The following is a 23,431-nucleotide window of genomic DNA, read 5'->3' on the forward strand; positions in this document are numbered from 1 at the left end:
ACCAGCCGCCCGCCGGTGCGTACAGGGGACGGAGATGTTCCGGAGGCGTGCGCACAGGGAAGAGGCGAGTGCGTTGTGCTGCGGCACAGTGTCCCGGCAGGGCCCCGCCGCTTATCCCCGGTCATTCAGTGGCCGGGGCGTGTGCATCCGGCCGTGGCATGATCGGCGCCATGGACCACTTCATACGCCCCACCGGCTCACCGCCCGTCAACGGCTACAGCCACGCGGTCGCCTTCACCGGGACTATGGTCGCCGTCTCGGGGCAGGTGCCGGTGGACGGGGACGGCAACACGGTCGGCAAGGGTGACGCCGAGGCCCAGGTGCGACAGGTCTACGCGAACCTGTCCACCGCCCTGAAGGCGGCGGGCTCCGGTCTGGAGCACGTGGTCAAGCTGACGGTCTACCTGACCGACCTGGACGACCTGCCCGCGTTCCGCAAGGTGCGGGACGAGCACCAGGACCCGGCACGTCCGCCTGCCAGCTCGCTGGTGAAGGTCGCCGGTCTGGTCCACCCGGACTTCCGGATCGAGATCGACGCGCTGGCCGTGGCACCGGGCGCCGAGTAGCGGCGCCTGCGAGGGGAAGGCGGTCGCGGGCCGCGCGAAGGCGGAGGAGGCCGTCACCGCCGCGCCACTGCCGAGGTCGGCTCTCGCTGGACGGCAATAACGGGGAGCGCTCCCCACTTCATGTTACGGTCACTTCCGCCAGGAAAACGGGGACCTATCCCCACTTCCGTCCTGCCGGGAGCAGCCATGCCTACGCAGCAGCACCCCACCGTCCGCCTCGCCGACCTCACCGACGACTTCGCCGCCGCCCCCTACCCCGCGTTCACCGCGCTGCGCGCCCGCGGCCCCGTCCACCACGTGCGCTTCCCCACCGGGGAGGAGTCGTGGCTGGTGGTGGGGCACGCGGAGGTGCGCGCCGCGTTCGCCGACCCCCGGTTGCGCAACGACGTCCGGCACTCCGCCGACTTCGAGGACGACGGGCTGTACGCCGTGGGCCGCAACATGCTCCAGGTCGACCCGCCCGACCACACCCGGCTACGGGTCCTGGTGGCACGCGAGTTCACCGCCCGGCGCGTACGGGCGCTGCGGCCCCGCGTCCAGGAAGCGGCCGATGCGCTCCTGGACGCCATGGCCGCCGACGGCCGCGCCGACCTCGTCGCCGCGTACGCGTATCCGCTGCCGCTGACGATCATCTGCGACCTGCTCGGCGTGCCGGACGCGGACCGCACCGCCTTCCGGGCGTGGTCCATGTCGGTCGTCGCACTCGACGACGCCGAGCGATCCGCCGAGGCGTCGCGGGAGATGGCCGCTTACCTGGCCGGACTCGCGGAGGAGAAGCGGCGGCAGCGGGACGCGGCCGAGAGCGATCTGCTGCATGCCCTGGTTCGCGCCCATGACGGCGACGGCGACGGCGGCAGTGACCGCGACGACCGGCTGACCCCGGAGGAACTGCTCGGCATGGCCTTCCTGCTCCTGGTAGCCGGGCACGAGACCACGGTCAACCTCATCTCCAACGCCGTTCATCTGCTGCTCAGCCATCCCGCGCAGCTCGCTGCCCTGCGCGCCGAACCGGACCTGCTGGAGGGCGCCGTGGAGGAGGCGCTCCGCTTCGAGTCCCCGGTTCCGGCGGGCACCTACCGCTACTCCGTCGAACCGGTCGACCTCGGGGGCGTCCGCATACCGGCCGGTGCGCGGGTCGTCCTGTCCATCGCCGCCGCCAACCGGGACCCGGCGCGCTTCCCCGACCCCGACCGCTTCGACATCCGTCGTGACCCGGCGACCACTCGTGCCCATCTCGCCTTCGGGCACGGCCTGCACCACTGCCTCGGCGCCCCGCTGGCCCGTCTGGAGGCGAGCCTGGCCCTGCGCCTCCTGCTCGACCGCTTCCCCGGCCTCGCCCTCGACGGGGACTTCACACCCACCTGGCGGGTCAGTCTCATGCGCGGCCTCGATGAGGTGCGGGTGCGCTGGTAGGCGGTTCCGCCGCGTCGTGGAGAGCAGCGCCCCCACAGCGCCGAGGTCGATACCGGTGAGGCCGGTGATGCGGGCGAGCCGATTGTCGACGCTGTTGGGGTGCAGGGTCAGGGCGGCGGCCGTCGCTCTACGGTCCCGGCCCCGGGCTAGATGGACGCGGAGACCGGCCCCCACGCCGAGGTGTGACCGAGGGGGCGTCCGCCCCGGGGACGGGCCAGGCGGCGCTCAGTCCCCCGTCGTGCCGTCGAGCAGTTCGCGCAGGATGTCCAGGTGTCCGTTGTGACGGGCCGTTTCCTCCGTCAGGTGGAGGAGGATCCAGCGCAGGTCGACGTGGAGGCCGTCGCGGACGGTGCGTACCGCGCGCTGGGACAGGTCGGTCGCGGCGACCAGTTCCCGGTGGCGTGCGCTCTCGTCCGCGTACTCGCGGAGCAACTGTGCGAGTGGGAAGTCGACGGCGATCCGCATCTCCCGGTCGGGGTCCTCGTCGGTCCAGGGGCCCTGGTCCTCCTCCCCGAGGAAGACCACGCGGAACCAGTGGTACTCGACCCAGCGGAGATGGTTGATCAGGCCGCACATGGTCATCAGCGGTGAGCCCGGCAGGAGCGCCCGGCGCGCGTTCTCGGCGGAGACGCCCTCGCACTTGGCGCGGGCGGTGTCACGTGCGTAGTCGAGGAACGTGGTGAGCTGCGTGCGCTCGTCCCACGCGGGCGGGGTGTCATCGATTCTGGTCATCGCGCGAAGCGTCCCCGATCCCCGCGGCCGGTGTCCACTGCTTTGTCGGCCGGGCGGACGCATCGGCCCACCGCCCTTCGGTACGCCCCCGACCTCGCCTTTCTCATAGGATCTAGGACGTCACGCCGGGGGAACGGCAGGGGCGTGCGGGGAAAAGGAGCGGGTGGGTGAGCGGGGAGCGCGGGGCGTTCGGGGCTGCGCTGCGGGAGTTGCGGCTGGCGGCGTCGTTGACGATCGAGGGGCTGGCGGAGGCGTCGGGCGTCAGCGTACGCGGCATCGGGGATCTGGAGCGGGGGCGGCGAGCCGCTCCGCAGCGGCGTACGGTGGCCGCCCTCGCGGACGGGCTTGGTCTGAACGAGGCGGAGCGGGAGCGTCTCCTCGCCGTCGCCCGCAGCGGACGCGGCGGCGGTTACAGCCCTTCGGGGGTGCGGGCGTTCCCGCGCGGCATCGACGACTTCGTGGGCCGGGAGCGCGAGCTCGCGGAACTCGTCGCACTCGCGACGCCGCCGGGCCCGGTCGGCGCTCCCGTGACGGTCGCCGTGTCCGGTCCGCCCGGCACCGGCAAGACCACGCTCGCGCTGCACGCGGCCCGTACGCTCGCCGACCGTTTCCCGGACGGGCAGCTCGTCCTGGATCTGCGCGGCATGGACGACGAACCGCCCGCGCCCGCCGAACTCATGCTGAGCGTGCTGAAGGCGTTCCAGGTCCCCGACCGGGACCTGGCGAAGGCGGGGCCGCAGGGCCACCCGGGCCTGTACCGGCAGATGCTGGCCGACCGGCGCACGCTCCTCGTCCTGGACAACGCCCGCGACGAGGCCCAGGTGCGCCCGCTTCTGCCGGGCGCCGGCGCCGGGATGATCCTGGTGACGAGCCGCCGGATGCTCACCGGGCTGGAGAGCGTGCACCGGCTCCCGCTGGGCGTGCTGAGCCCGGAGGAGGCCGCCACGTTCCTGACCACTCTGGTCGGGGCGGAGCGCGCCGAGGCCGATCCGGCGGCGCTCGCCGAGGTCGCGTACCGCTGTGGCCGTCTGCCGCTGGCGCTGCGGGTGGCGGGCAACTGGCTGGCCACCCGTACCGGCTGGTCGTTGCGGCGTCTCGCCGACCGCCTCGCGCTGGACGAGCGGCGCCTGGACGTCCTGGCCGCCGGTGACCTGCGTGTCTCCGCCGCCTTCGACCTGTCCTACCGTCAGCTCACACCGACGGCCGCCCGCCTCTTCCGGCGCCTGTCCCTCGTCCCCGGCGCGGACACCGCCGCCCCCGCCGCCGCCCGTCTGACCGGGCAGCGGCTGTACGACGCGGAGGACACCCTGGAGGAGCTGGTCGAGGTCGGTCTGCTCGGCGGTGACCGGGACCGCTACCGCCTGCACGACCTGGTCTGCCTCTTCGCCCGGACGCGGCTGACGGCCGAGGAGGATCCGGGGGACGTCGAGCGGGCCCGTACGGACCTGTACCACTGGCTCCTGGAGACGACCGTGGTGGCGGGCCGCTGGTTCGAGCCCGGCCACGGCGCGCCGCCCGCCGACTGGCAGGGCTCGGTCGACCTGTCCTCCGCCGAGAAGGCGATGCGGTGGCTGAAGGCGGAGGGCGCCAACTGGCTGGCGGCCCTGCGCGCGGTCGCGGCGGACGGCGAGCACGCCCGGGTCGTGGAGGTGGCCGAGGCGCTGCACTGGTTCTCCGACCAGTGGATCTTCTGGGGGCACTGGCCCGAGGTCTTCGGTCTCGCCGTGCGGGCGGCCCGCGCCCTGGGCGACCCGCTCCTCGAAGCGACACAGCTCAACTATCACGCCTGGGCCCTGCTGCTGTGCGAGGGCCGGTTCCGCGACAGCCTCGCCCGGTCCACCGAGGCGCTGGCCGCCGCCGAGCGCGCGGGCGACACGGTCCAGGAGGCGTGGGCGTACTTCTACGGTTCCTGGGCGCTGCGCAAGCTGGAGGAGTACGCCGAGTCCGTCGACCACATGGAGCGCTCCGTCCTCCTCTTCGAGACCGCCGGTGACCTGCACGGCAGCCTCAACGCCCGGCACGGGCACGCCCTGACCCTCTCGGAGGCGGGCCGTGCGGACGCGGCGCTGACGTCCTTCCGGTCCACGCTCGCCTTCCTGGACCGGTCGGGTGAGCGCATCGCCTCCCACATCGGGGACTTCGTGCGGTCCGGGCTGCACTCCGGCATGGCGCACAGCCTCGCGCAGTTGGAGCGGTGGGAGGAGGCCGTCGCGGAGCGCCGGATCGCCGCGAACCTCTGGCACGACGCCGACAACTTCACCCAGGAGAGCAGTGAACTCGTCCGTCTCGGGCTCCTGCTGCTCTCCGCCGGAAGGCCGGAGGAGGCGCGCGAGGCGTTCACCCGGTGTCTCGCGCTCGGTCCGGACGCGGCGCCGCAGGCGCTCACCGACGCGCGGGAGCGCCTCGACGCGATGACGCCGACACCGTAGGCCCGCCGGCAGGCCCGTGCGGGTGCCGCGTGTTTCTGCCTGCTTTCTGCCTGGGCAGAGGTGGGGCGTCCTGATTGTCTGGACATGGCGGAGAAACCGGGCGGCAACGTCGCCGTCCGGACGTCCGCGCAGGACCAGGCATCGACTCCCGGCCGAATCCATGTGCGTCGCGGAACCGAGCTCTCCGTCAGGGGTGTGCATGGAGAGGAGAGCCGGATGAGCCCGGTGCTGACCGAGGACGCGGTGTCCGAGAGCGATCGACCCGACCATCGGCGCGTCGCGTCCGCCGTCACCCGAGGAGACCGCGACACCGTCGGCCAGGTGGGCTTCCTGCGCATCCGCGCGGTGACGGCGGACGCGCACCAGGTCAGTCACCGGGCGCGGCACGTCGCCCTCGCCGCCGACCGGTTCGTGGTGATCGGCGTGCAGACGGCGGGCCGGACCGTCCTGACCCAGGACGGGCGGCGCGCCGACGTGGGCCGGGGCGACCTCTTCGTGTACGACACCGGCCGCCCGTACTTCCTGGACCACCCCGAGCCGTTCGCGGCGCACCTCGTCCACGTGCCGCGCCGCGCGCTGACCCTGCCCGACGAGGATCTGCGCCGCGTGACGGGCACCGCGATCGGCACAGGGCAGGGCTGCGGTGCGGTCCTGCGGCCGTTCCTGACGACGCTGGCCGACTCCCCCGACGCCTGCTCCCCCGCCCTCGCGGCCCGGCTCGCCTCCAGCGTCGTGGACCTCTTCGCGGTCCTGGTGGCCGAGCACGCCGGGGACGACCGGTCCGGGGCGGACACCGCGCGCACCCATCTGGTGGCGCGCATCCGCGACCACATCGACCGGCACCTGGCCGACCCGGCCCTGTCCCCGGAGGACATAGCGAAGGCGCACCACATCTCCGTGCGCTATCTGCACCGTCTCTTCGAGGACGAGGACATCACCGTCGGCCGCCTCGTCCAGCGCCGCCGCCTTGAGGAGTGCGCCCGCGAACTGGCCCGCGGCGGGCGCGCCACGCCTTCCGTGGCGTCGGTGGCGCAGCGGTGGGGTTTCGTCAACCCCGCGCACTTCAGCCGGGTGTTCCGCGGCGCCTACGGTGTCTCGCCCCGGGAGTGGCGCCGTCTGCGCGGCGCACCGGCACAGTGAGCGACGGGCCCGGCCGCGTACGGCCGGGCCCGGGGCGTCAGCCGGTGGCGCGGACCGCGTCGAGGATGAGGTTCGCGACGTCCTTGGGGCGGGAGACCGCGACGGCGTGCGAGGCGCCCTCCAGCTCGACGACGGTGGCCCCGGCGCGCTCGGCGCCGAAGCGTTCGACGTCGGGGTTGATGGCCTGGTCACCGGCGGCGACCAGCGCCCAGGCGGGCTTGGTGTGCCAGGCGGCGGCGGTGGCCTTCTCCTCGAACGCGGCGGCGGCGAGCGGCCGCTGGGCCACGGCGAGGACCTTGGTGACGTCGGCGGGCACGTCGGCGGCGAAGATCGCCGGGAACGCGTCGGCGGCGATGGTCACCTCGGTGGCGGACGCCCCGCCCGCGACCGGGTACGTCGCCTCCTTGAGGTTGCTGACCAGCGGCGAGAGCGGGTAGCGCCCCTGCAGCTCGCCGAGGCTCTCGCCCTCCTCGAGGACGTAGGCGGCGACGTACACGAGGCCGACGACGTTCTCCGTCGTCCCGGCGACCGTGATGAGCGCGCCGCCGTAGGAGTGTCCTACGAGGACGACGGGGCCGTCGATCTGGGCGGCCACGGAGGCGATGTACGCGGCGTCCGAGGCGAGTCCGCGCAGCGGGTTGGGCGGCGCGACGACGGGGACGCCGTGCTCCTGGAGCTCGGCGATGACACCGGACCAGCTGGCGGCGTCGGCGAAGGCGCCGTGGACGAGGACGACGGTGGGGGTGGCTTCAGTGGCCATGAGGGTTGTTTCTCCTGAGGTGTGGGAGGTGGAGGGGTGGAACAGGTGCGGTGCGGGGGTCAGCGCGCGTCGAGGGTGGTGCGCAGGGTGCGGACGGCCATGGTGATGGCCGCCTCGGCGGCGTGCGTGTCCCGCAGCGCGTTCAGCATCACGAAGTCGTGGATGACGCCCTGGAAGCGGACCGCGGTGACCGGCACCCCGGCCTGGCGCAGCTTGTTCGCGTACGCCTCGCCCTCGTCCCGCAGCACATCGGCCTCGCCCGTGATGACGAGGGCCGGCGGCAGCCCGGCGAGCTGCTCGGTGGTGGCCCGCAGCGGGGACGCGGTGATCTGCGCGCGCTCGCTCTCGTCGGTCGTGTACTGGTCCCAGAACCACTGCATGCCGTCGCGGCGCAGGAAGTAGCCCTCCGCGAACTGGTGGTAGGAGCCGGTGTCGAAGTTCGCGTCGGTCACCGGGTAGAACAGCACCTGCCCGAGCAGGGGGACGTCACCGCGCTCCTTGGCCATCAGCGTCAGCGCGGCGGTCATGTTGCCGCCGACCGAGTCACCGGCGACCGCGAGGCGCTGCCCGTCGAGGCCGTGCGAGGCGCCCTCGGCGACGACCCAGCGGGCCACCGCGTAGTTCTGCTCGATCGCCACGGGGTAGCGGGCCTCGGGCGAGAGGTCGTACTCCGGGAAGACCACGGCCGCGCCGACGCCGACGGCGAGCTCGCGGACCAGGCGGTCGTGGGTGTGCGCGTTGCCGAACACCCAGCCCGCGCCGTGGATGTAGAGGATCACCGGGAGCGTTCCCGAGGCCCCGGCGGGCCGTACGATCCGCGCCCGCACGCTGCCGGTGGGGCCGCCCTGGACGGTCACCCACTCCTCGTCGACCTCGGGCAGCTCGACGGGCCCCGACTGCACCTCGTCGACGGCCTTGCGCCCCTCGGCGGGCGCCAGCTCGAACAGGAACGGGGGACGGGCCGTGGCCTCGGCGAAAGCGGCCGCCGCCGGCTCGAGCACGGGAACGACCGGCTCGACAACATCCGACATGGAGAACTCCTCAGCATCGTGCGCACCCACCGGACGCTCCGGCGGGTGCTGTCGAGAAGCTAGAAGGAGGAACAGGGGGTGACTTGCCCGCGAGCGCACGCCATGTGACCCGAGAGCGCACACGTGGGTGCCGGCCGCCTCCGCGGGTGTGCACTGACAGCCATCTACGCATGCGCTGGACGACAAGTCACCACTGCGGCGCTGCCTAACGTGAGGGCCACAAGCACGTCATCAGCACCACACCGCAGGAGACCACGTATGACCAGCAACTCCAAGGCCCCGCACGGCAGTCAGCCCTGGCTGCACCAGAAGGGCGAGGTGATCCAGGAGTTCGGCACCGTCAAGCAGTTCCCCGTCGGCCTGTCCTACGAGGCCCGGATGTACGCGTGCCAGCGCCTCAACAAGGTCCTCGCGGACACGCAGATCCTGCACGGCCTCTACAAGAAGCACCACTGGCTGATGCGTGGCGCGACCTTCTACCAGCTCCACATCGTCCTGGACAAGCACGCCGGGGAACAGCTCGAACTCATCGACACCCTCGCGGAGCGCGTCCAGTCCCTCGGCGGTGTCGCGATCGGTGACGCCCGGCACGTCGCCGAGATCACCTCGATCCCGCGGCCCCCGGACGGCGTGGAGGAGGTCCCGGCGATGCTCTCCCGCCTCCTCGAAGCGCACGAGACCATCCTCATCGACGCCCACGACGCCGCGTCCCGCACCGCCGAACTCGGCGACGACGGGACCAACGACGTCCTGGTCTCCCAGGTGATCAGGACCGGCGAGCGCCAGGCGTGGTTCCTCGCGGAACACCTGGTCGACACCCCGCTCGTCCGCGCCTGACCGGCGCGCACGGCCACGACCGGTCGGCTCCTCCCCTGGGGCCTGCCCTAGATGGCGATCGACTGCTGGAGCCACCGGCTGACCCGGTACGGCAGCCACCACGCGTACGGGCCGACGTCGAGGACGAGTTGCTCGCCGCGGAAGTCGGCCAGGGCGGTCGGGTCGACGGTCTCGGCGAGGGCGCCGTGGTCGAGGAGGCCGACGGCGGTGTCGTACTCGGGTTCGTCGGCGGTGAAGCGGCGCAGCTCTCCCCAGCGGCGGTCGCGGATCTGCAGGAACCCGGGGCCTTTGCGCCACAGGCACTTGCACAGGTAGTGGCCGCGCCGCCACGAGCGCAACGACTCCTCCGCGTCGGCGGGGCCGAGCAGGGCGGCGGGCGGCTGGAGGTGGCTGAGCCGCCGCCAGGTCTCCCCCTCGCCCGGGTCGAGACGCAGCTCCCACTCGACCATGACGGCCCGCGCGGTCAGGTCCCGGACCAGGGAGAGCCCGTACACGGCGGCTGCCGGGTCGGCGCCGGCGGACAGATCGACCGGCGCGGGCAGCCGTACGCGGCGCGCGCCCAGCTCCCACAGGCGTGCGGCCTGGCCGCGCGCCGGTCCGGGCAGGGGCACCTCGCCGAGGGACATGCCGGGCAGCTCGCAGGCGACGGGGTCGTAGTCGCGCCAGGCAAGGACCGGCGGCGCGCTGAGGGTGGCGGTCATCGTGCTCCTTCGAAGCGGGGGCGGGACGTGACGGGGCGTGGTCAGGCCGGTTCGGGGACGGCGGCGCCGTCATGGGTCGCGTCCTCGGTGTGGATGTGCCGCATGAAGTCCAGGCGCAGCAGGTCCTCGTTGACGGCGGCCGGGGCGATGTGGACGTACTGTCCCGCGTCGGCGAAGACGATGCCGAGGGCGAGCCAGGTGTCGAGGAGTCGCCTGACCTCCTCCTCGTCGCGGGCGACGTCGGGGACGCGCGACGCGGCCTTGCGGGTGAGCGCCTGCACGGTGTGGGGCTGGTCGAGGAGGCGGAAGAGGGCGAGTTCGAAGGGGTCGGTCAGCTCCTTGACGCGCCAGTCGAAGGTCCGGCGGCGGCTGACCAGGACGATGCGGTCGCCGTGGTCGTCGTGGGTGAGGCGGGCGTCGGTGTGGTGCTTCTTCCAGTCGGCGAGGGCGTTGTTCAGCGCGCTGACGGTGGGTTCGCCGATGCCGCGCGCGGGCGCCTCGAAGACGTACGCCATGCCGTACAGCTCCTCCTCGGGCAGGTCGTAGGTGAAGCGGTAGTGCGCCTCGGGCCGCAGACCGGTGAAGCCGAGTTCGGGCCGTTCGAAGTAGGGGCTGAACCGCTCGATGGCGATGCGCGCGGACAGGTCGACCGGCGGGTCCAGATGTTCCAGGGCGGGTATCTGGGCGATCACCGGGTCGTAGTCCTCGGCGCTCTCCCCCGGGAATCCGTGCAGGTAGTTCCAGGCGACGGAGAGCCCGGTCTCGGCGCCGTCGCGCAGCATCCGCACGTTCTGGCAGCCGCTGACGCCCTTGTCCATGAGGTCGAGGACCCGGCTGTTGAGGCTCTCGATGCCGGGTTGTACGTAGATGAGTCCGGCGTCGGCGAGGGTGCGCAGCTGGCTGCGCTTCATGTTGGCCTTGATCTCGATGTGCAGGCGCAGGTCGTAGCCGCTGTCGATGATGCGGGGCAGCACGGTGGTGAGGTAGCGCATGTCGAGGATGTTGTCGACGACATACATGTCGAGGACCCGGTGTCTGCGGGCCAGTTCCATGATTTCTTCGTAGAAGGTGTCGGGGCTCTTGGAGCGGAACTCCATGAAGGAGCCGTTGAGCCCGCAGAAGGTGCAGTGGTGCTTCTCGCCCCACCAGCAGCCGCGCGCCCCCTCGACCACGAGCTTCGGCTCGACCCAGTTGCGGGCGACGGACGCGGCGAGCCGCTCGAAGTAGCCGCTGTAGTCGGGCGGCAGGATCGCGGCGGGCGGCAGCGGGCGGGTGGCCATCGGGTTGGCGACGCTCACGCCGTCGGCGTCGCGGTGGCACAGGCCGGGGATGGCGTCGAGCGGACCGTTGTCCGCGAGGGCGCCGAGGAGGTCGGGGAAGGCGGCTTCGCCCTCGCCGCGTACGACGTGGTCGACGAAGGGGAAGTTGCGGTGCACGGTGGCGCCCTGTTCGCCGTCGCAGTTGGCGCCGCCCATGACGGTGACGATGTGCGGGGCGAGCTGCTTGACGCGGCGGGCGGCGGCGAGCGCGGCGGTGTTCTGCTGGAAGGTGGAGGTGAATCCGACGACGTCGGGCTCGCTCGCCACGATCCGCTGGGCGATCGTCTCGACGAACTCCGGTGCCACGCGGTGCAGTTCGCGAGTCATCTTCATGCGTGCGGACTTGAGTTTGCCGCTCATCGTGGCGACGAACTCCTCCTCGCGCCATGTCGGGTCGTCGTAGAGGGCGGAGGAGAAGACCCAGTCGCCGCAGCCCATGAAGTAGGAGGAGAGGGCGTAGTACTCGTAGTCGTCGCCGGTGAACTCGGTGCGCTCGGTGATCCAGTCGGTGAACATGAGGTTGGCGTGCAGGACCTCGGCGGTGGCGCCGGGCACGCGCTCGTCCACGCTCCGTTTGAGGATGCCGAGGGCGAGGGACGGCAGGTCGATGGGCGACCAGGGCATGTTGACCAGCAGTACGCGCATGGGCGCTTCTCTCCTGACGCGGTACGGGTGCGGGTGGACGGCGGTACGGGCCGGCCGGCCCCGGGGCGTCCCCCGGGACCGGCCGGTGAGGATCAGTCCTCGACGGTGTCGTCGCCGTCCTCGGCGTTGCGGAACGGGACGGTGACCGTGATGCCGACGCTCGGCTTGCGGTTCGTCTCGTCCTCGGCCAGCGGGTCGTTGTGGATGACGTCCTTCTGCATGGGCTTCTCCTTCTCTGTTGGGTCTCAGTGCCTGACGGGTTGCGCTGACCCCTCTCCGGCCGGAGCGGGGCGTCTGGGGGGTGGGGTGGTGCGGGCGGTGCGCCGGAGCGCGCGGTCGAGGAAGCTCACCGCGCGGCGCAGCACGGTCACGTGGTCGCCGCCGTCGTAGCCGTCGTGCCCGGACGCGAGCCACAGCGACTCGTGCGGGGCACCGGCCGCGTCGAGCGCGGCGAGGTAGGAACGGACCTGTGCGGGTGGGCACTTGGTGTCGTGCGTGGCGGCGACGACCAGGAGCGGGTCGCGTACGCGGGCGGCGTAGCGGACCGGGGAGCTGTCCGCGTACGCGTCCGGCACCTGCGCCGGGGTGCCGCCGAACAGCCGCTCGTCCAGGGCGCGGAGGGCGGGGGTGGCGGCGGCGTGCGCGGCGGCGTAGTCGGCCACGGGTTTGACGGCGACACCCGCCTGCCAGAGCCCGGGGCGGGTGCCGAGGGCGAGGAGGACGAGGTAACCGCCCCAGGAGGTGCCCCACAGGCCGGTGGCGTCGGCGCGGATCAGGCCGCGCGCCACGAGGTCGGCGCGGACGGCGGCGAGGTCGGCGACCTGGGTGTGGCCGACGCCCTCGCGGAAGGCGCGCTGCCAGCTCGGGCCGTATCCGGTGGAGCCGCGGTAGTTGACGCGGGCCACGGCGAATCCGGAGGCCACCAGGGAGTGCACGGTGCCGTCGTAGGCGTCGCGGTCGTGGTCGGCGGGGCCGCCGTGGACGAGGAACACGGCCGGGTGGGGCCCGGGTGTGGACTCGGGAAGGCTGAGCAACGTGTGCACCGGGCCATCCGGTCCGGGTGTGTGGATGTCGCGCAGGGTGCCGGGCACGTGGCCGTCGACGGTGCCGAGCGGGGGCAGCGGGGTCCCGGCCGTGGACGCCATCCGGGGCGGGTGTGTGCTGTCCGTCCAGAGGGTGTGCAGGTCACCGCCGGGTCGCGGGGCCGCGTCGAGGAGGGTGCCGGGCGGGGTCGGTACGGGGTCCAGGGCGCGGCGGGCGAAGTCGGCGCGGCGGAGCAGGGAGCGGCCGTGCCGGTCCTGCCGGATCAGCGCGGCGTCGCCGTCCGGGTACCAGCGGGCGGTGAACTGGGTGTCCAGGGCGCACCAGTCATGGGTGACGGTGCCGGTGGCGGCGGTCCAGGTGGCGAGGGTGTAGCGGTCCCCGCGCTCGCGGACGAGCAGCAGGGTGGGGTGGCCGTCCGGCGCGGGGCTGAAGCCGAGCGCCCACAGCCTGCCGTGCGGGCCGTCGCCGGGGAGGGCCGCGATCTCGGTGCCGTCGGGGGTGAGGAGGGTGACGGCGCGGGGCGCGTCGGCGGTGCGGGTGAGGGCGAGGAGGTCGCCGCGCGGGGCGAGTCCGGCGAGCGAGGCGGGGCCGTTCACACGGGTGACCTCGCGTCCGGGGCCGCCGCGTGTGCCGATCCTGACGGAGGTGTGGTCGCCGAGGCCGATGCCGAGGGCCACGGTGGCGTCGGCGGTGACGGCGAGGCCTCGAGCGGTCCCGTCGGGGACGCCGGTCAGGCCGGGCCGGCCGGGACCACGGCCGGACGGGTCGTCGAACGGGCCGTCGAACGGCTGGAAGCGCCAGTGTCCGACGCCCCGGGCGTCCTCGGCGAACCACCACACGTATGCGTCGGCGTCGATCGCGCCGTGCAGGGTGCCGCCGGGGCGGTCGGTGACCCGGCGGGCGCGGCGGGCGGCGGCGTCCCAGGTGAAGACCTCGCAGCGGCCCTCGGCGTCGGCGGTGAACACCATGCGGCGCGGATCGGTGGCGCACACCTCGGGCAGCGCGGCGCGGTACACCTGGAAGCGGCTCATGCGACGGCCTCCGCGAGGGTGGCGCGCCGGGTAGTGTGCGCGGCGAGCAGGACGAGGAGGGCGGCGCAGCCCAGCGCGGGCGCCGCGGAGTTCACCGCTCCGGCGGAGATTCCGGCCAGGACCGGGGCGAGCGCGGCGGTGGCGCCGGAGGCGGTGGCGATGACGGCGCCGACGCGGGCCTGGAGTTCGGGTTCGGTCGTCAGCAGTGCACGGGCCTGGAGGACGACGGCGGGCAGGGGCACGAGGAGGCCGATCGCGCCGAGCAGCGCCCCGTACGCCCATGGCCCGTCGGCGAGGGCAAGGGCCGCGGTGAGCGGGGCGAGGAGCCAGGTGACGGTGGTGAGGGTGCGGGCGGCGCCGAGCCGGGCGGCGGCCTTGGGCGCGGCGAGAGATCCGGCCAGACCGGCGGCGCCGGTGACGGCGAGGACGAGGCCGAGCGGGAGCGCGCCGCTGCCGGAACGTTCCAGCACGAAGACGGCGGAGTAGTACAGCGTCGCGGCCACCCCGTTGACCAGCGCGATCCACGTCAGCACGAGGCGCAGCAACGGCCGCCGTCGCACCAGGTGCAGTCCGGCGGCGGCCGCACGCCACAGCCCCTCGCCCGAGGGAGCCGCCGCGGCCTTCAGATCCGTACGCATGGCCCGTACGCAGCCGGCGACGACGGCGTACGAGAGGGCGTCGGCCAGGAAGGGCAGGGTGCGGGAGAGTTGGTACGCGGCTCCGCCGAGGGCCGGGCCGAGGACGAGCGCGCCCTGGTCGGCGGCGGCGAGCCGGGACACGGCGCGTGGCTGGTCGTCGGGCGGGCAGACCAGGGCGACCGTGCCGCGCGACGCGGCCTCGTGGCAGGCGGTGGCGAACCGCTCGACGAGGACGGCGGCCACGAGGTGCGGCAGCGTCAGGTGTCCGGCGAGGAGCGTCACGGCGACGGAGCCCATGGCCAGCGCGGCGACGGCGGCCGACCAGAACATGATCGTCTTACGCGCGCCGCGGTCGGCGGGGACGGCCGCGAGCGGTCCGAGCAGCAGGCCCGCGGCCAGCGAGAGCCCGGCGACGAGCCCCGCCGTTCGCGGTGAATGGCCGAGGCCCAGGAGCAGCAGGGGAAGAACGGCCCCGGACGCCTGGGTGCCCAGTGCGTCGACGGCGTTGGCCCACCAGAAGAGACGGAAGTCCCGGGCGGAATCGTCGCGCCCCGAACCGGAAGTGCCACGGCGGCCCCGGAACAGCCGGGGCCGGGGTAATCCGTCGCGGGGGTCGACCGCTCCCGCCTGCGTGAACGACTCCACGATCTCCCCCAGTTCGATGAAGCAATCGTGCAGGTTGTGTAGAAAGCGAAAGCGAAACGAGCGGGATCGTAGCCAGCGCTTCGAACGGGCTACAAGGTCGCGGGACAGGTGGCCGAAAAGCGCGACGGGGTGAGCGGGGGGTCGTGATCCCGGGTGCGCACCAAAGGGAGGCACGTGTTCCGGGGTGCGCAACGGGGAGTGTGGGACGGGAGAGACGCATGTGACGTGTGAGGCACACCGTTGGCATAGATGTGGTCAAGCGCGGGACATGCGGAAGCGCCCCGTCAGCCCGTCCGGCGGCCCCACGAACCAGACCACAGCCGGTCTCATCTCGGCCGAGGATGGCCAGTTCCCATCACCGATCGGTCCCACTTGAACAACCTGCGCAACCTTTCGCGGCCGGAACAAGTTGCTCTATGCCGGTGACTGCGGCTGCCTCTGAGTTCGCCCGGGGGGGCAAGCGCGATGCCGCGCCCCGGGCGGGGGCGCGGCACCTGGTGCTGATGTGTCACACCGCTAGGGCACGAGCCTCAGCAGCTTGTTGGGGGAGCCTGTGCCGATCCCGGTGAGTACGTTGTTGGTGGCGCCGTTGACCAGGGCCGAGGAGACTGTCGCCGGGGACGCGCCGGGGTGTGCCGTGAGGTACAGCGCGGCCGCTCCGGAGACGTGCGGCGCGGCGAACGACGTGCCGTTGCCGGTGTAGGTCGCCGTGTCGGAGCTGTTCCAGCCGGCGGTGATGTTGGAGCCGGGGGCGAAGAGGTCGACCGTGGAGCCGTAGTTGGAGTAGCTCGCGCGGGCGTCCGTGCTCGTCGTCGCTCCGACGGTCAGCGCCTCCGGGACCCGGGCGGGCGAGTAGTTGGCGGCGGGCGCGCCGGAGTTCCCGGCGGCTATGGAGTAGGTGACGCCCGAGGCGATCGACTTCTTCACCGCGGTGTCGAGGGCGGTGCTGGCCCCGCCGCCGAGGGAGACGTTGGCGACGGAGTTGGCGACATGGTTCGCGGTGATCCAGTCGACGCCCGCGATGACCCCGGCCGTGGTGCCGGAGCCGTCGTTGCCGAGGACCCGCACCGCGACGATCTTCGCCTTCTTGGCCACGCCGTAGGTGCTGCCCGCGGTGACGGTGGCGACGAAGGTGCCGTGTCCGTAGCCGTCCTGCGCGGTGGTGTCGTTGTCGACGAAGTCGTAGCCGTACGAGGCCCGGCCCGCGAGCTCCTTGTGGGTGATGCGGACGCCGGTGTCGAGGACGTAGACGGTCGAGCCGCTGCCCGCGGTGTCGGGGTAGGTGTAGGTGCCGTTCAGGGGGAGGTTGGCCTGGTCGATACGGTCCAGGCCCCACGGCGCGCTGGTCTGGGTGCCGGTGGTGTGCACCCGCTGGTCCTGCTCGACCGAGGCGACATCGGGGTCGGCCGCGAGTCTGCGGGCCTCGGCGGCGGTGAGCGTGGCCGCGTAGCCGTTGAGCGCGGAGGTGAACGTCCGCTTGACCGTGCCGCCGTACTCCGAGACGAGGTCCTTGCCGCGCTGTGCGCTCGCCTTGAAGCCGGCGTCCTCCTTGAGCGTGACGATGTAGCTGCCGGGCACGGCCTGCGCGGAGTTGGCGCCGAGGACGGTACCGGTCCGCCCGGTGGGCGCGGCGGCCTGCGCGGGAGGCGCGGCGAGGGCTGCGACCACCGCCGCCACCGCGGCCGTGGAGGCGAGGGAGGCGGCGATCCGCCGTTTCGTCGTACGCACTGCTGCCATGAGACGTGTCCTTTTCGCTGAGGTGCGGGGCGCGGCACCCGGGGCGGTGCCGCGGAGTGACCATCCGCCTCCGGACAGGCGCGAAGGAAGGGATTCCATGGACATGTCACACGTATGTCATGCGTGCACACAGAGGTGTCGCACCCGTGGCACGGCCGACACAGCACGTCACTTCCGCGACATGAGGGCACCTGCGCACGACGCGCCGACACCGGCTTCACATGCCCGCAACACCCGTTCCCACATTGCGGACTTCACGCCGTTTGACCTCGACAAAGAGGCCGTCGCGCTGACAGTCTCCCGCCATGCATTCCGTCCACCGCACCGCGCGGCTCGCCGTCTGCTCCACCCTCCTGCTCACCGCCGTCGCGGCCTGCGCCCCCGAGCCCGACGACAAGACCGGGGACAGCCCCACGACCGCCGCCGCGTGCACGTCCGGCAAGCTCACGACCGTGGCCTCCGGCAAGCTGACCGTCGGCACGGACAAGCCGGCCTACGCCCCCTGGTTCGAGGACGACGACCCGTCCAACGGCAAGGGCTTCGAGTCCGCCGTCGCCTACGCCGTGGCGGACCGCCTCGGCTATCCGAAGGGCCGGGTGGTCTGGCAGACCGTCCCGTTCAACAGCTCCTTCGCGCCCGGCGCCAAGAAGTTCGACTTCGACATCAACCAGGTGTCGATCAGCGACGAGCGCAAGAAGGCCGTCGCGTTCTCCTCGGGCTACTACGACGTGCGGCAGGCCGTCGTCGCCCTCAAGTCATCCAAGGCCGCGGACGCGAAGACCGTCGCCGACCTCAAGAGGGTGAAGCTGGGCGCCCAGGTGGGCACGACCAGCCTCGACTACATCAACGACGTGGTGAAGCCGAGCGAGAAGCCCGCCGTCTACCAGAAGAACGACTTCGCCAAGTCCGCGCTGAAGAACGGCCAGGTGGACGCCATCGTCGTCGACCTCCCCACCGCCTTCTACATCACCGGCGCGGAGGTCACCGACGCCAAGGTGGTGGGTCAGTTCGAGAACAGCACCGGCACACCCGAGCAGTTCGGTCTCGTCCTCGACAAGCAGAGCGCCCTGACGTCGTGCGTCACCCGCGCGGTCGACGCGCTCCGCAAGGACGGCACGCTCGCGGCGCTGGAGAAGAAGTGGCTCTCGGAGGCCGTCGACGCCCCGGTGCTCAAGTGAACGTGGAGAAGCAACCGCTCACGGCGGTCGAGGACGCCTACGTCCCGTCGGAGCGCCGCCTCGCGCGGGAGCGCTACAAGAAGTCCCGCGCCCGGCGCTCGGCCGGCCTGGCGGTGGCGAGCACCGTGCTGACGGTCACGGCGCTGGCCCTGATCGTGGTCAACTCCCCTGGCTGGGACCGCACGAAGGAGACGTTCTTCAGCCCGCACTACGCGCGCGTGGCGCTCCCCGACGTACTGGAGGGGCTGTGGCTGAACCTGCGTCTCCTTGTGGTGTGCGGCGCCTGTGTGCTCGTCCTGGGGCTGCTGCTCGCCCTCGCCCGCACCTTGCGCGGCCCCGTCTTCTTCCCGCTGCGCGCGCTCGCGACCGCGTACACGGACTTCTTCCGCGGGCTGCCGCTCATCATCTGCCTGCTGATGGTCATCTTCGGGGTTCCGGCCCTTCGCCTCCAGGGGGTGACGACGGACCCGGTCCTGCTCGGCGGGGCCGCGCTCGTCCTCACGTACTCGGCCTACGTGGCGGAGGTGTTCCGCGCCGGGATCGAGGCGGTGCACCCCTCGCAGCGGGCCGCCGCGCGCTCGCTCGGGCTCACCAACCGCCAGGCGCTGCGGTACGTGGTGCTCCCCCAGGCGCTGCGCCGCGTAGTGCCTCCCCTCCTCAACGACCTGGTGTCGCTGCAGAAGGACACCGGGCTCGTCTCGATCGGCGGCGCCGTGGACGCCGTGTACGCGGCGCAGATCATCGCGGGCAAGGACTTCAACTACACGCCCTACGTGATCGCGGGTCTGGCCTTCATCGCGCTGACCATCCCGATGACGCGGTTCACGGACTGGGTGACGGCCCGGATGGACCGGCGCCGCGCACAAGGAGGACTCGTATGACCGGGCCGGTGCTGCGGATGGAGTCCGTGCGCAAGTCCTTCGGCTCCACTCTGGTGCTGCGCGACGTGCACCTGGAGGTCGCCCCGCACACCGTGACCGCGCTGATCGGCGCCTCGGGCTCGGGCAAGTCGACGCTCCTGCGCTGCGCCAACCTCCTGGAGGAGATCGACGACGGCGCGATCTGGCTGGACGGCGAGGAGATCACCGACCCGCGCGCCGACGCGGACGCCGTGCGCCGCAGGATCGGCGTCGTCTTCCAGGCGTACAACCTCTTCCCGCACCTGACCGTCCTGCAGAACGTGACCCTCGCCCCGCGCCGGGTGCACGGGCTCGGCCGCGAGGAGGCGGAGGAGCGCGCCATGGCGCTCCTCGAACGGCTCGGCCTCGGCGCGAAGGCCGGGGAGTACCCCGACCGGCTCAGCGGTGGTCAGCAGCAGCGCACCGCGATCGTGCGGGCGCTCGCCGTACGTCCCCGGCTTCTGCTCCTGGACGAGATCACGGCCGCGCTCGACCCGGAGTTGGTCGGCGAGGTCCTCGACGTCGTGCGCGACGTGAAGGAGCAGGGCATGACCATGGTGCTCGCCACCCACGAGATGGCGTTCGCCCGCGAGATCGCCGACCAGGTGTGCTTCCTGGAGGGCGGGGAGGTGCTGGAACGCGGCACTCCGCAGGCCGTGTTCGAGGACGCGCGGCACGAGCGCACCCGCCGGTTCCTGCGGCGGATCGTGGAGGCGGGCCGCCTCTGAGCCGTCCGTGACGGCCGGCCGGCGCGCGGCGCCTACGCGAGCCCGCCGTTGCTGTGCACCAACTGGCCGTTGATCCATCCGCCCTCCGGGGAGCAGAGGAAGTCCACGAGGTGGGCGGTGTCCCGCGGGGTGCCGAGGCGGCCGAGCGGGGTGGCGCCCACGCAGTGCCGCCGGACCTCCTCGGTCATCCACCCGGTGTCGACGGGCCCGGGGTTGATCACGTTGGCGGTCACCCCGAGGTGGCCGAGCTCGTGGGCGGCGGCCAGGGTGATGCGGTCCAGGGCGCCCTTGCTCGCCCCGTAGGGCAGGTTGCCGACCGTGTGATCGCTGGTCAGGGCGATGACGCGGCCGGTACCCCGCTCGGCGGCGAAACGGCGCCCGAACTCGCGGACGAGGAGCCAGGTGCCGCGCGCGTTGACGGCGAAGTGCCGGTCGAAGCTCTCGACGGTGGTGTCGAGCAGCCCGGAGTCGACGGACTCGCAGTGGCACATCACCAGCGCGGTGACGGTTCCCATGCGCCGTTCGACCTCGTCGAAGACCCGGCCCGGCGTGTCCGGGTCGGCGAGGTCCGCCTCGACCGCGACGCTGGACGCCCCCTGTTCGGCCAGTGCGCGGCTGATCGCGTCGCTCGCGTCCGGTTCGCGGCCCCAGTCCATCCGGTCGTCGTACGGGGTCCAGCAGGTGAAGGCGATGTCCCAGCCGGACGCGGCCAGCCTGCGGGCGACGCCCGCGCCGATGCCGGCGGTGCGGCCCCCGCGAGCGTCAATCGCTTTCTCACCCGCCCCGAACCGGGCAGAGCCCCCCCATCATCGGTTCTACGCCCTCCCCCGTGCCGCGGCCCGCACCAGCGCGTCGAAGAGGCGCTGCTGCGCCGGGTCCTCGTGGGCGGTGTCCTCCGGGTGCCACTGCACCGCCACGAAGAGGGCGCGGGTGCCGGTGAGTTCGACGCCCTCGATGATGTCGTCGGAGACGGCGCGGGCGGTCACCCGCAGCCCTTCCCCCAGTCGGTCCACGTGCTGGTGGTGGTAGCAGGACGCCTCGATCTTGTCCGTCCCGGTGATGCGTGCCACCACCGAGCCGGGTGACAGGGAGACGGTCTGGCGGACGTGCCGGTGCTCACGGTGCGGGCCTCCCATGTCCTGGTGCAGGGTGCCGCCCAGGGCGGTGTTGACGACTTGAAGTCCGCGGCAGATCGCGAGCAGCGGCAGCCCGTCCGCGAGGCAGCGCCGGGCGACGTCGAGATCGAACGCGTCCTGCACGTCGTCGACGTCGTACACCGCCTCGTGGGCCTGGGACGCTCCGTAGCGGTACGGGGCGAGGTCGCCGCCGCCGGGCAGCAGGACGCCGTCGAAGCGGGCGAGCCGCGCGGTCACGTCGTGGCCGGCCGGGTCGGCGGGGTGGATGCCCAGTGGTTCGCCGCCCGCCCGCCAGACGGCGTCGATCAGGGCCCGGGCGTTGACCTCGGCCGCGTACCGCAGGGCGGAGGTGGTGGCGGCGAAGCGTGCGGGGACGGCGATGAGCGGGCGCACGGCCGGTGACGGGTGGTCGGTCGTCACAGTTGGATCCAGGTCGTCTTCAGGTCCGTGTACTTGTCCAGGGCGTGCGCCGATTTGTCGCGGCCGTTGCCGGACTGCTTCACGCCGCCGAAGGGGACGGTCAGGTCGCCTTCCTCGTAGCAGTTGACCCAGACCGTGCCGGCCTTCAGGGCGCGCGAGATCCGGTGGGCGGTCGACAGGTCGGAGGTCCACACTCCGGCGGCGAGGCCGTACTCGGTCGCGTTGGCGAGGGCGACCGCCTCGTCGAGGTCGTCGAAGGTGAACACGGACAGGACCGGGCCGAAGATCTCCTCGCGCGCCAGGCGGCTGTCCGGGGCGACCTGGTCGAGGACGGTGGGTTCGAGGTAGACGCCGCCGGTCTCGGTGAGGGTGCGCGCGCCGCCGGTGCGCAGGCGGGCTCCGTCCTGGGCCCCGGCGCGGACGTGGTCCAGTACGCGGGCGAGGTGGTCCTCGCCGACGAGGGCGCCCATCTCGGTGGCCGGGTCGAGGGGGTCGCCGACGCGCAGGGCGCGGGCCCGCTCCACGACGGCCTCGGTGACCTGGTCCGCGACGGAGGTGTGGACGAGGAGGCGGGAGGGGGCGGTGCACATCTCACCCTGGTTGAAGAAGATGCCCCAGGCGGCGGTGGCGGCGGCCTTCTCCAGGTCGGGGGCGTCGGGGAGGATGATGTTCGGCGATTTGCCGCCCAGTTCGAGCCACACCCGCTTGAGGTTGGAGTCGGCGGCATGGTGCAGGAAGTGGCGGCCGACGGCGGTGGAGCCGGTGAAGGCGAGGACGTCGACGCTGGGGTGGCGGCCGAGGGCGCGCCCGGCCACCGGTCCTGTGCCGTTGACGACGTTGAGCACGCCGGGCGGCAGTCCGGCCTCCAGGACGATCCGGCCGAGGAGCAGGGCCGACAGGGGTGCGTGCTCCGACGGTTTGAGGACCGCCGTGCAGCCCGCGGCGAGCGCGGGGGCGATCTTCCAGCCGGCCAGCGTCAGCGGGAAGTTCCAGGGGACGACCGCGCCGACGACCCCGGCGGGCTCCCGGGTGACGAGGGCGAGGGCGTCGGGCGCGGTGTGCGGAGCCTCGTCGGCGAGCTTGTCGGCGAGCTGGCCGTACCAGCGGAAGGTGTTGACGACGGCCCGCAGCTCGATGTCGTGGGCGTCGGTGACGGGCTTTCCCATTTCGAGGCTGACGGCGAGCGCCAGCTCCGCCCGGTGCGCGTCGAGGAGTTCGGCCACGCGGACGAGGACGCGGCCGCGTTCGACGGGGGCCAGGCGGGGCCAGGGGCCCTGGTCGAAGGCGCGGCGCGCGGCGGCGACGGCGGCGTCCACCTCGGGCTCGCCGCCGTCGGCGACGGGCGCGAGGACCTGGCCGTCACGCGGTGAGATCACGGCGAACTCCCCGCTGTCGCCGGGCTCCTCGGCGCCGTCGATCAGGTGGGTGACGGGCGGCCGGAACTCCTTGGCCCGCTGGAGCCAGGTGGTGTGCGTAGGGGTGGTGGTCATGCGGTCCTCCGGGTGGCGGAAGGCGGTGCGGGCGGGGTGCCGGTCCCGTGGGCGGACGTGCGGTCAGCGTTTCGGCGGCCTGACGCCGCGGAACTCCCAGTCGCCGCCGAGCGCGGTGGACAGCACCTCCTCGGACTCGGTCGGCTGGGCTCCGACGTCCGTACGGATCGCGGTGGGCCCGGTGACGATGTGGTTGGTGAGCCGCCCCAGGCCCTCGACCTCGACCTCGACGACGTCGCCGGGCCGCACGGGCCGGGAGTTCGCCGGGGTACCGGTGAGCAGGACGTCACCGGGGTGGAGGGTGATGGTGCGGGCGATGTCGGCGACGAGGTAGTGCATGTCCCACTTCATCTCGTCCGTCGAACCGTCCTGAACCACCTCGCCGTTGACGTACGTCCGCAGCCGCTTGCCGTGGAAGTCCCACTCCGTGACCAGGCCCGGGCCGAGCGGGCAGAGGGTGTCCGAGCCCTTGACGCGGAGCATGGACCCGGCGTCGGTGTCGCGGAAGTCGTGCAGGCCGAAGTCGTTGGCGACGGTGTAGCCCGCGATGTACGCGCCCGCGTCGGCCGGTGCGATGTTGCGCGTGTTCTTGCCGATGACGAGGGCGACCTCACCCTCGTAGTTGAGCCACTTGCAGCCCTCGGGGCGGACGACGGCGCCCTGGTGGCTGTTGAGCGCGGACGTCGGCTTGTGGAAGTAGGTGGGGGTGCCGGGCAGGGCGATGCCGAACTCGTCGACGCGGCTGCGGTGGTTGAGGTGGACGGCGATCACCTTGGAGGGGACGACCGGCGGCAGGTGCCGGGCCTCCCCCGCCTTGACGCGGCGGCCGTCCCCGGCGACGAGTTCGCCGCCGTCGGCCGTGACCTGCACGGCGGCGCCGTCGAGCAGGATGCGGCGGTACTCGGGCATGAC

General features: G+C 72.7%; 21 protein-coding genes and 1 pseudogene. 8 read left to right on the forward strand and 14 right to left on the reverse strand.

All coding sequences use genetic code 11. From position 1 onward, the window contains the following. Window positions 1–170 precede the first annotated feature (170 nt). Both ABZ877_RS09860 and ABZ877_RS09865 read left to right on the forward strand, forming a co-directional pair. A complete protein-coding gene (locus tag ABZ877_RS09860; RefSeq protein WP_361067181.1) occupies window positions 171–566 on the forward strand; it encodes a RidA family protein in 396 nt (131 codons plus the stop codon). 186 nt (window positions 567–752) lie between these two features. Further along, window positions 753–1,979 (forward strand): cytochrome P450, encoded by a 1,227-nt coding sequence (locus tag ABZ877_RS09865; protein ID WP_361067184.1) that lies wholly within the window; start codon window positions 753–755, stop codon window positions 1,977–1,979. Between the two features lie 48 nt (window positions 1,980–2,027). Here the strand turns inward: ABZ877_RS09865 and ABZ877_RS09870 are convergent. Both ABZ877_RS09870 and ABZ877_RS09875 read right to left on the reverse strand, forming a co-directional pair. Next, window positions 2,028–2,132, reverse strand: a pseudogene (locus ABZ877_RS09870) (helix-turn-helix domain-containing protein); the annotation flags it as partial. Between the two features lie 72 nt (window positions 2,133–2,204). Further along, complete coding sequence (locus ABZ877_RS09875) at window positions 2,205–2,711, reverse strand: DinB family protein (RefSeq protein WP_361067187.1); 507 nt, start codon at window positions 2,709–2,711, stop codon at window positions 2,205–2,207. A gap of 167 nt (window positions 2,712–2,878) precedes the next feature. Between ABZ877_RS09875 and ABZ877_RS09880 the strand changes: the two genes are divergently transcribed. Further along, the gene (locus ABZ877_RS09880) at window positions 2,879–5,140 is read left to right on the forward strand and encodes a helix-turn-helix domain-containing protein (RefSeq protein ID WP_361067190.1); all 2,262 of its coding nucleotides are present in this window, start codon (window positions 2,879–2,881) and stop codon (window positions 5,138–5,140) included. Between the two features lie 216 nt (window positions 5,141–5,356). Further along, window positions 5,357–6,280, forward strand: a complete 924-nt coding sequence (locus ABZ877_RS09885) for a helix-turn-helix domain-containing protein (RefSeq protein ID WP_361067193.1) — start codon at window positions 5,357–5,359, stop codon at window positions 6,278–6,280. Between the two features lie 37 nt (window positions 6,281–6,317). On the opposite strand, the gene ABZ877_RS09890 is transcribed toward ABZ877_RS09885, so the two are convergent. Both ABZ877_RS09890 and ABZ877_RS09895 read right to left on the reverse strand, forming a co-directional pair. Continuing rightward, complete coding sequence (locus ABZ877_RS09890) at window positions 6,318–7,040, reverse strand: alpha/beta hydrolase (RefSeq protein ID WP_361067196.1); 723 nt, start codon at window positions 7,038–7,040, stop codon at window positions 6,318–6,320. A 59-nt stretch (window positions 7,041–7,099) separates the two neighbouring features. After that, entirely contained in the window at window positions 7,100–8,071 is a 972-nt protein-coding gene (locus ABZ877_RS09895; protein WP_361067199.1) for an alpha/beta hydrolase, read from the reverse strand. 258 nt (window positions 8,072–8,329) lie between these two features. Here ABZ877_RS09895 and ABZ877_RS09900 point away from each other — a divergent pair, with 258 nt between their 5' ends. Next, window positions 8,330–8,908, forward strand: coding sequence for a DNA starvation/stationary phase protection protein (locus ABZ877_RS09900; protein ID WP_361067202.1), 579 nt, complete (start codon window positions 8,330–8,332; stop codon window positions 8,906–8,908). A gap of 47 nt (window positions 8,909–8,955) precedes the next feature. Here ABZ877_RS09900 and ABZ877_RS09905 read toward each other — a convergent pair whose 3' ends face one another. From ABZ877_RS09905 to ABZ877_RS09930, 6 genes are all read right to left on the reverse strand, one after another. Continuing rightward, on the reverse strand, window positions 8,956–9,609 hold the full coding sequence (locus ABZ877_RS09905; RefSeq protein WP_361067205.1) for a DUF5825 family protein: 654 nt from the start codon (window positions 9,607–9,609) through the stop codon (window positions 8,956–8,958). 41 nt (window positions 9,610–9,650) lie between these two features. Continuing rightward, window positions 9,651–11,573: a RiPP maturation radical SAM C-methyltransferase gene (locus ABZ877_RS09910; RefSeq protein ID WP_361067208.1), complete on the reverse strand. Its 1,923-nt coding sequence runs from the start codon at window positions 11,571–11,573 to the stop codon at window positions 9,651–9,653. Between the two features lie 92 nt (window positions 11,574–11,665). Further along, on the reverse strand, window positions 11,666–11,794 hold the full coding sequence (locus ABZ877_RS09915; protein ID WP_256359348.1) for a hypothetical protein: 129 nt from the start codon (window positions 11,792–11,794) through the stop codon (window positions 11,666–11,668). A 24-nt stretch (window positions 11,795–11,818) separates the two neighbouring features. Next, window positions 11,819–13,648 (reverse strand): alpha/beta fold hydrolase, encoded by a 1,830-nt coding sequence (locus ABZ877_RS09920; RefSeq protein ID WP_361067211.1) that lies wholly within the window; start codon window positions 13,646–13,648, stop codon window positions 11,819–11,821. Further along, on the reverse strand, window positions 13,645–14,931 hold the full coding sequence (locus tag ABZ877_RS09925) for an MFS transporter (protein ID WP_361067214.1): 1,287 nt from the start codon (window positions 14,929–14,931) through the stop codon (window positions 13,645–13,647). The genes ABZ877_RS09920 and ABZ877_RS09925 overlap by 4 nt, the downstream gene beginning before the upstream one ends. A gap of 516 nt (window positions 14,932–15,447) precedes the next feature. Further along, entirely contained in the window at window positions 15,448–16,668 is a 1,221-nt protein-coding gene (locus ABZ877_RS09930) for a S8 family peptidase (protein ID WP_361067217.1), read from the reverse strand. A gap of 305 nt (window positions 16,669–16,973) precedes the next feature. Between ABZ877_RS09930 and ABZ877_RS09935 the strand changes: the two genes are divergently transcribed. From ABZ877_RS09935 to ABZ877_RS09945, 3 genes are read left to right on the forward strand one after another with little or no spacing between them, the layout of a single operon-like run. Beyond that, window positions 16,974–17,846, forward strand: coding sequence for an ABC transporter substrate-binding protein (locus ABZ877_RS09935; protein ID WP_361067220.1), 873 nt, complete (start codon window positions 16,974–16,976; stop codon window positions 17,844–17,846). Beyond that, window positions 17,843–18,727, forward strand: coding sequence for an amino acid ABC transporter permease (locus tag ABZ877_RS09940; protein WP_361067223.1), 885 nt, complete (start codon window positions 17,843–17,845; stop codon window positions 18,725–18,727). The genes ABZ877_RS09935 and ABZ877_RS09940 overlap by 4 nt, the downstream gene beginning before the upstream one ends. Then, complete coding sequence (locus ABZ877_RS09945) at window positions 18,724–19,473, forward strand: amino acid ABC transporter ATP-binding protein (RefSeq protein ID WP_361067226.1); 750 nt, start codon at window positions 18,724–18,726, stop codon at window positions 19,471–19,473. The genes ABZ877_RS09940 and ABZ877_RS09945 overlap by 4 nt, the downstream gene beginning before the upstream one ends. Before the next feature lie 32 nt (window positions 19,474–19,505). Here ABZ877_RS09945 and ABZ877_RS09950 read toward each other — a convergent pair whose 3' ends face one another. The 4 genes from ABZ877_RS09950 to ABZ877_RS09965 all read right to left on the reverse strand — a co-directional run bounded on the left by ABZ877_RS09950 (window position 19,506) and on the right by ABZ877_RS09965 (window position 23,428). Then, window positions 19,506–20,240, reverse strand: a complete 735-nt coding sequence (locus ABZ877_RS09950) for an SDR family oxidoreductase (RefSeq protein ID WP_361067614.1) — start codon at window positions 20,238–20,240, stop codon at window positions 19,506–19,508. Window positions 20,241–20,288: 48 nt separating this feature from the next. Further along, window positions 20,289–21,029, reverse strand: a complete 741-nt coding sequence (locus tag ABZ877_RS09955; protein WP_361067229.1) for a gamma-glutamyl-gamma-aminobutyrate hydrolase family protein — start codon at window positions 21,027–21,029, stop codon at window positions 20,289–20,291. Then, entirely contained in the window at window positions 21,026–22,519 is a 1,494-nt protein-coding gene (locus ABZ877_RS09960) for an aldehyde dehydrogenase (protein WP_361067232.1), read from the reverse strand. The genes ABZ877_RS09955 and ABZ877_RS09960 overlap by 4 nt, the downstream gene beginning before the upstream one ends. A gap of 63 nt (window positions 22,520–22,582) precedes the next feature. After that, entirely contained in the window at window positions 22,583–23,428 is an 846-nt protein-coding gene (locus ABZ877_RS09965; RefSeq protein ID WP_361067235.1) for a fumarylacetoacetate hydrolase family protein, read from the reverse strand. Between the last annotated feature and the right edge of the window lie 3 nt (window positions 23,429–23,431).

Origin of the sequence: Streptomyces sp. NPDC046939 (genome assembly GCF_040644575.1) — a bacterium.
Lineage (GTDB): Bacteria > Actinomycetota > Actinomycetes > Streptomycetales > Streptomycetaceae > Streptomyces.

Bases quoted from the DNA above. Each gene is read 5' to 3' on its own strand.
- ABZ877_RS09905 (WP_361067205.1), bottom strand. From the start codon at position 9,609: ATGACCGCCACCCTCAGCGCGCCGCCGGTCCTTGCCTGGCGCGACTAC.
- ABZ877_RS09885 (WP_361067193.1), top strand. From the start codon at position 5,357: ATGAGCCCGGTGCTGACCGAGGACGCGGTGTCCGAGAGCGATCGACCC.
- ABZ877_RS09900 (WP_361067202.1), top strand. From the start codon at position 8,330: ATGACCAGCAACTCCAAGGCCCCGCACGGCAGTCAGCCCTGGCTGCAC.
- ABZ877_RS09945 (WP_361067226.1), top strand. From the start codon at position 18,724: ATGACCGGGCCGGTGCTGCGGATGGAGTCCGTGCGCAAGTCCTTCGGC.
- ABZ877_RS09890 (WP_361067196.1), bottom strand. From the start codon at position 7,040: ATGGCCACTGAAGCCACCCCCACCGTCGTCCTCGTCCACGGCGCCTTC.
- ABZ877_RS09915 (WP_256359348.1), bottom strand. From the start codon at position 11,794: ATGCAGAAGGACGTCATCCACAACGACCCGCTGGCCGAGGACGAGACG.
- ABZ877_RS09920 (WP_361067211.1), bottom strand. From the start codon at position 13,648: ATGAGCCGCTTCCAGGTGTACCGCGCCGCGCTGCCCGAGGTGTGCGCC.
- ABZ877_RS09865 (WP_361067184.1), top strand. From the start codon at position 753: ATGCCTACGCAGCAGCACCCCACCGTCCGCCTCGCCGACCTCACCGAC.
- ABZ877_RS09875 (WP_361067187.1), bottom strand. From the start codon at position 2,711: ATGACCAGAATCGATGACACCCCGCCCGCGTGGGACGAGCGCACGCAG.
- ABZ877_RS09895 (WP_361067199.1), bottom strand. From the start codon at position 8,071: ATGTCGGATGTTGTCGAGCCGGTCGTTCCCGTGCTCGAGCCGGCGGCG.
- ABZ877_RS09860 (WP_361067181.1), top strand. From the start codon at position 171: ATGGACCACTTCATACGCCCCACCGGCTCACCGCCCGTCAACGGCTAC.
- ABZ877_RS09910 (WP_361067208.1), bottom strand. From the start codon at position 11,573: ATGCGCGTACTGCTGGTCAACATGCCCTGGTCGCCCATCGACCTGCCG.
- ABZ877_RS09965 (WP_361067235.1), bottom strand. From the start codon at position 23,428: ATGCCCGAGTACCGCCGCATCCTGCTCGACGGCGCCGCCGTGCAGGTC.
- ABZ877_RS09960 (WP_361067232.1), bottom strand. From the start codon at position 22,519: ATGACCACCACCCCTACGCACACCACCTGGCTCCAGCGGGCCAAGGAG.
- ABZ877_RS09935 (WP_361067220.1), top strand. From the start codon at position 16,974: ATGCATTCCGTCCACCGCACCGCGCGGCTCGCCGTCTGCTCCACCCTC.
- ABZ877_RS09930 (WP_361067217.1), bottom strand. From the start codon at position 16,668: ATGGCAGCAGTGCGTACGACGAAACGGCGGATCGCCGCCTCCCTCGCC.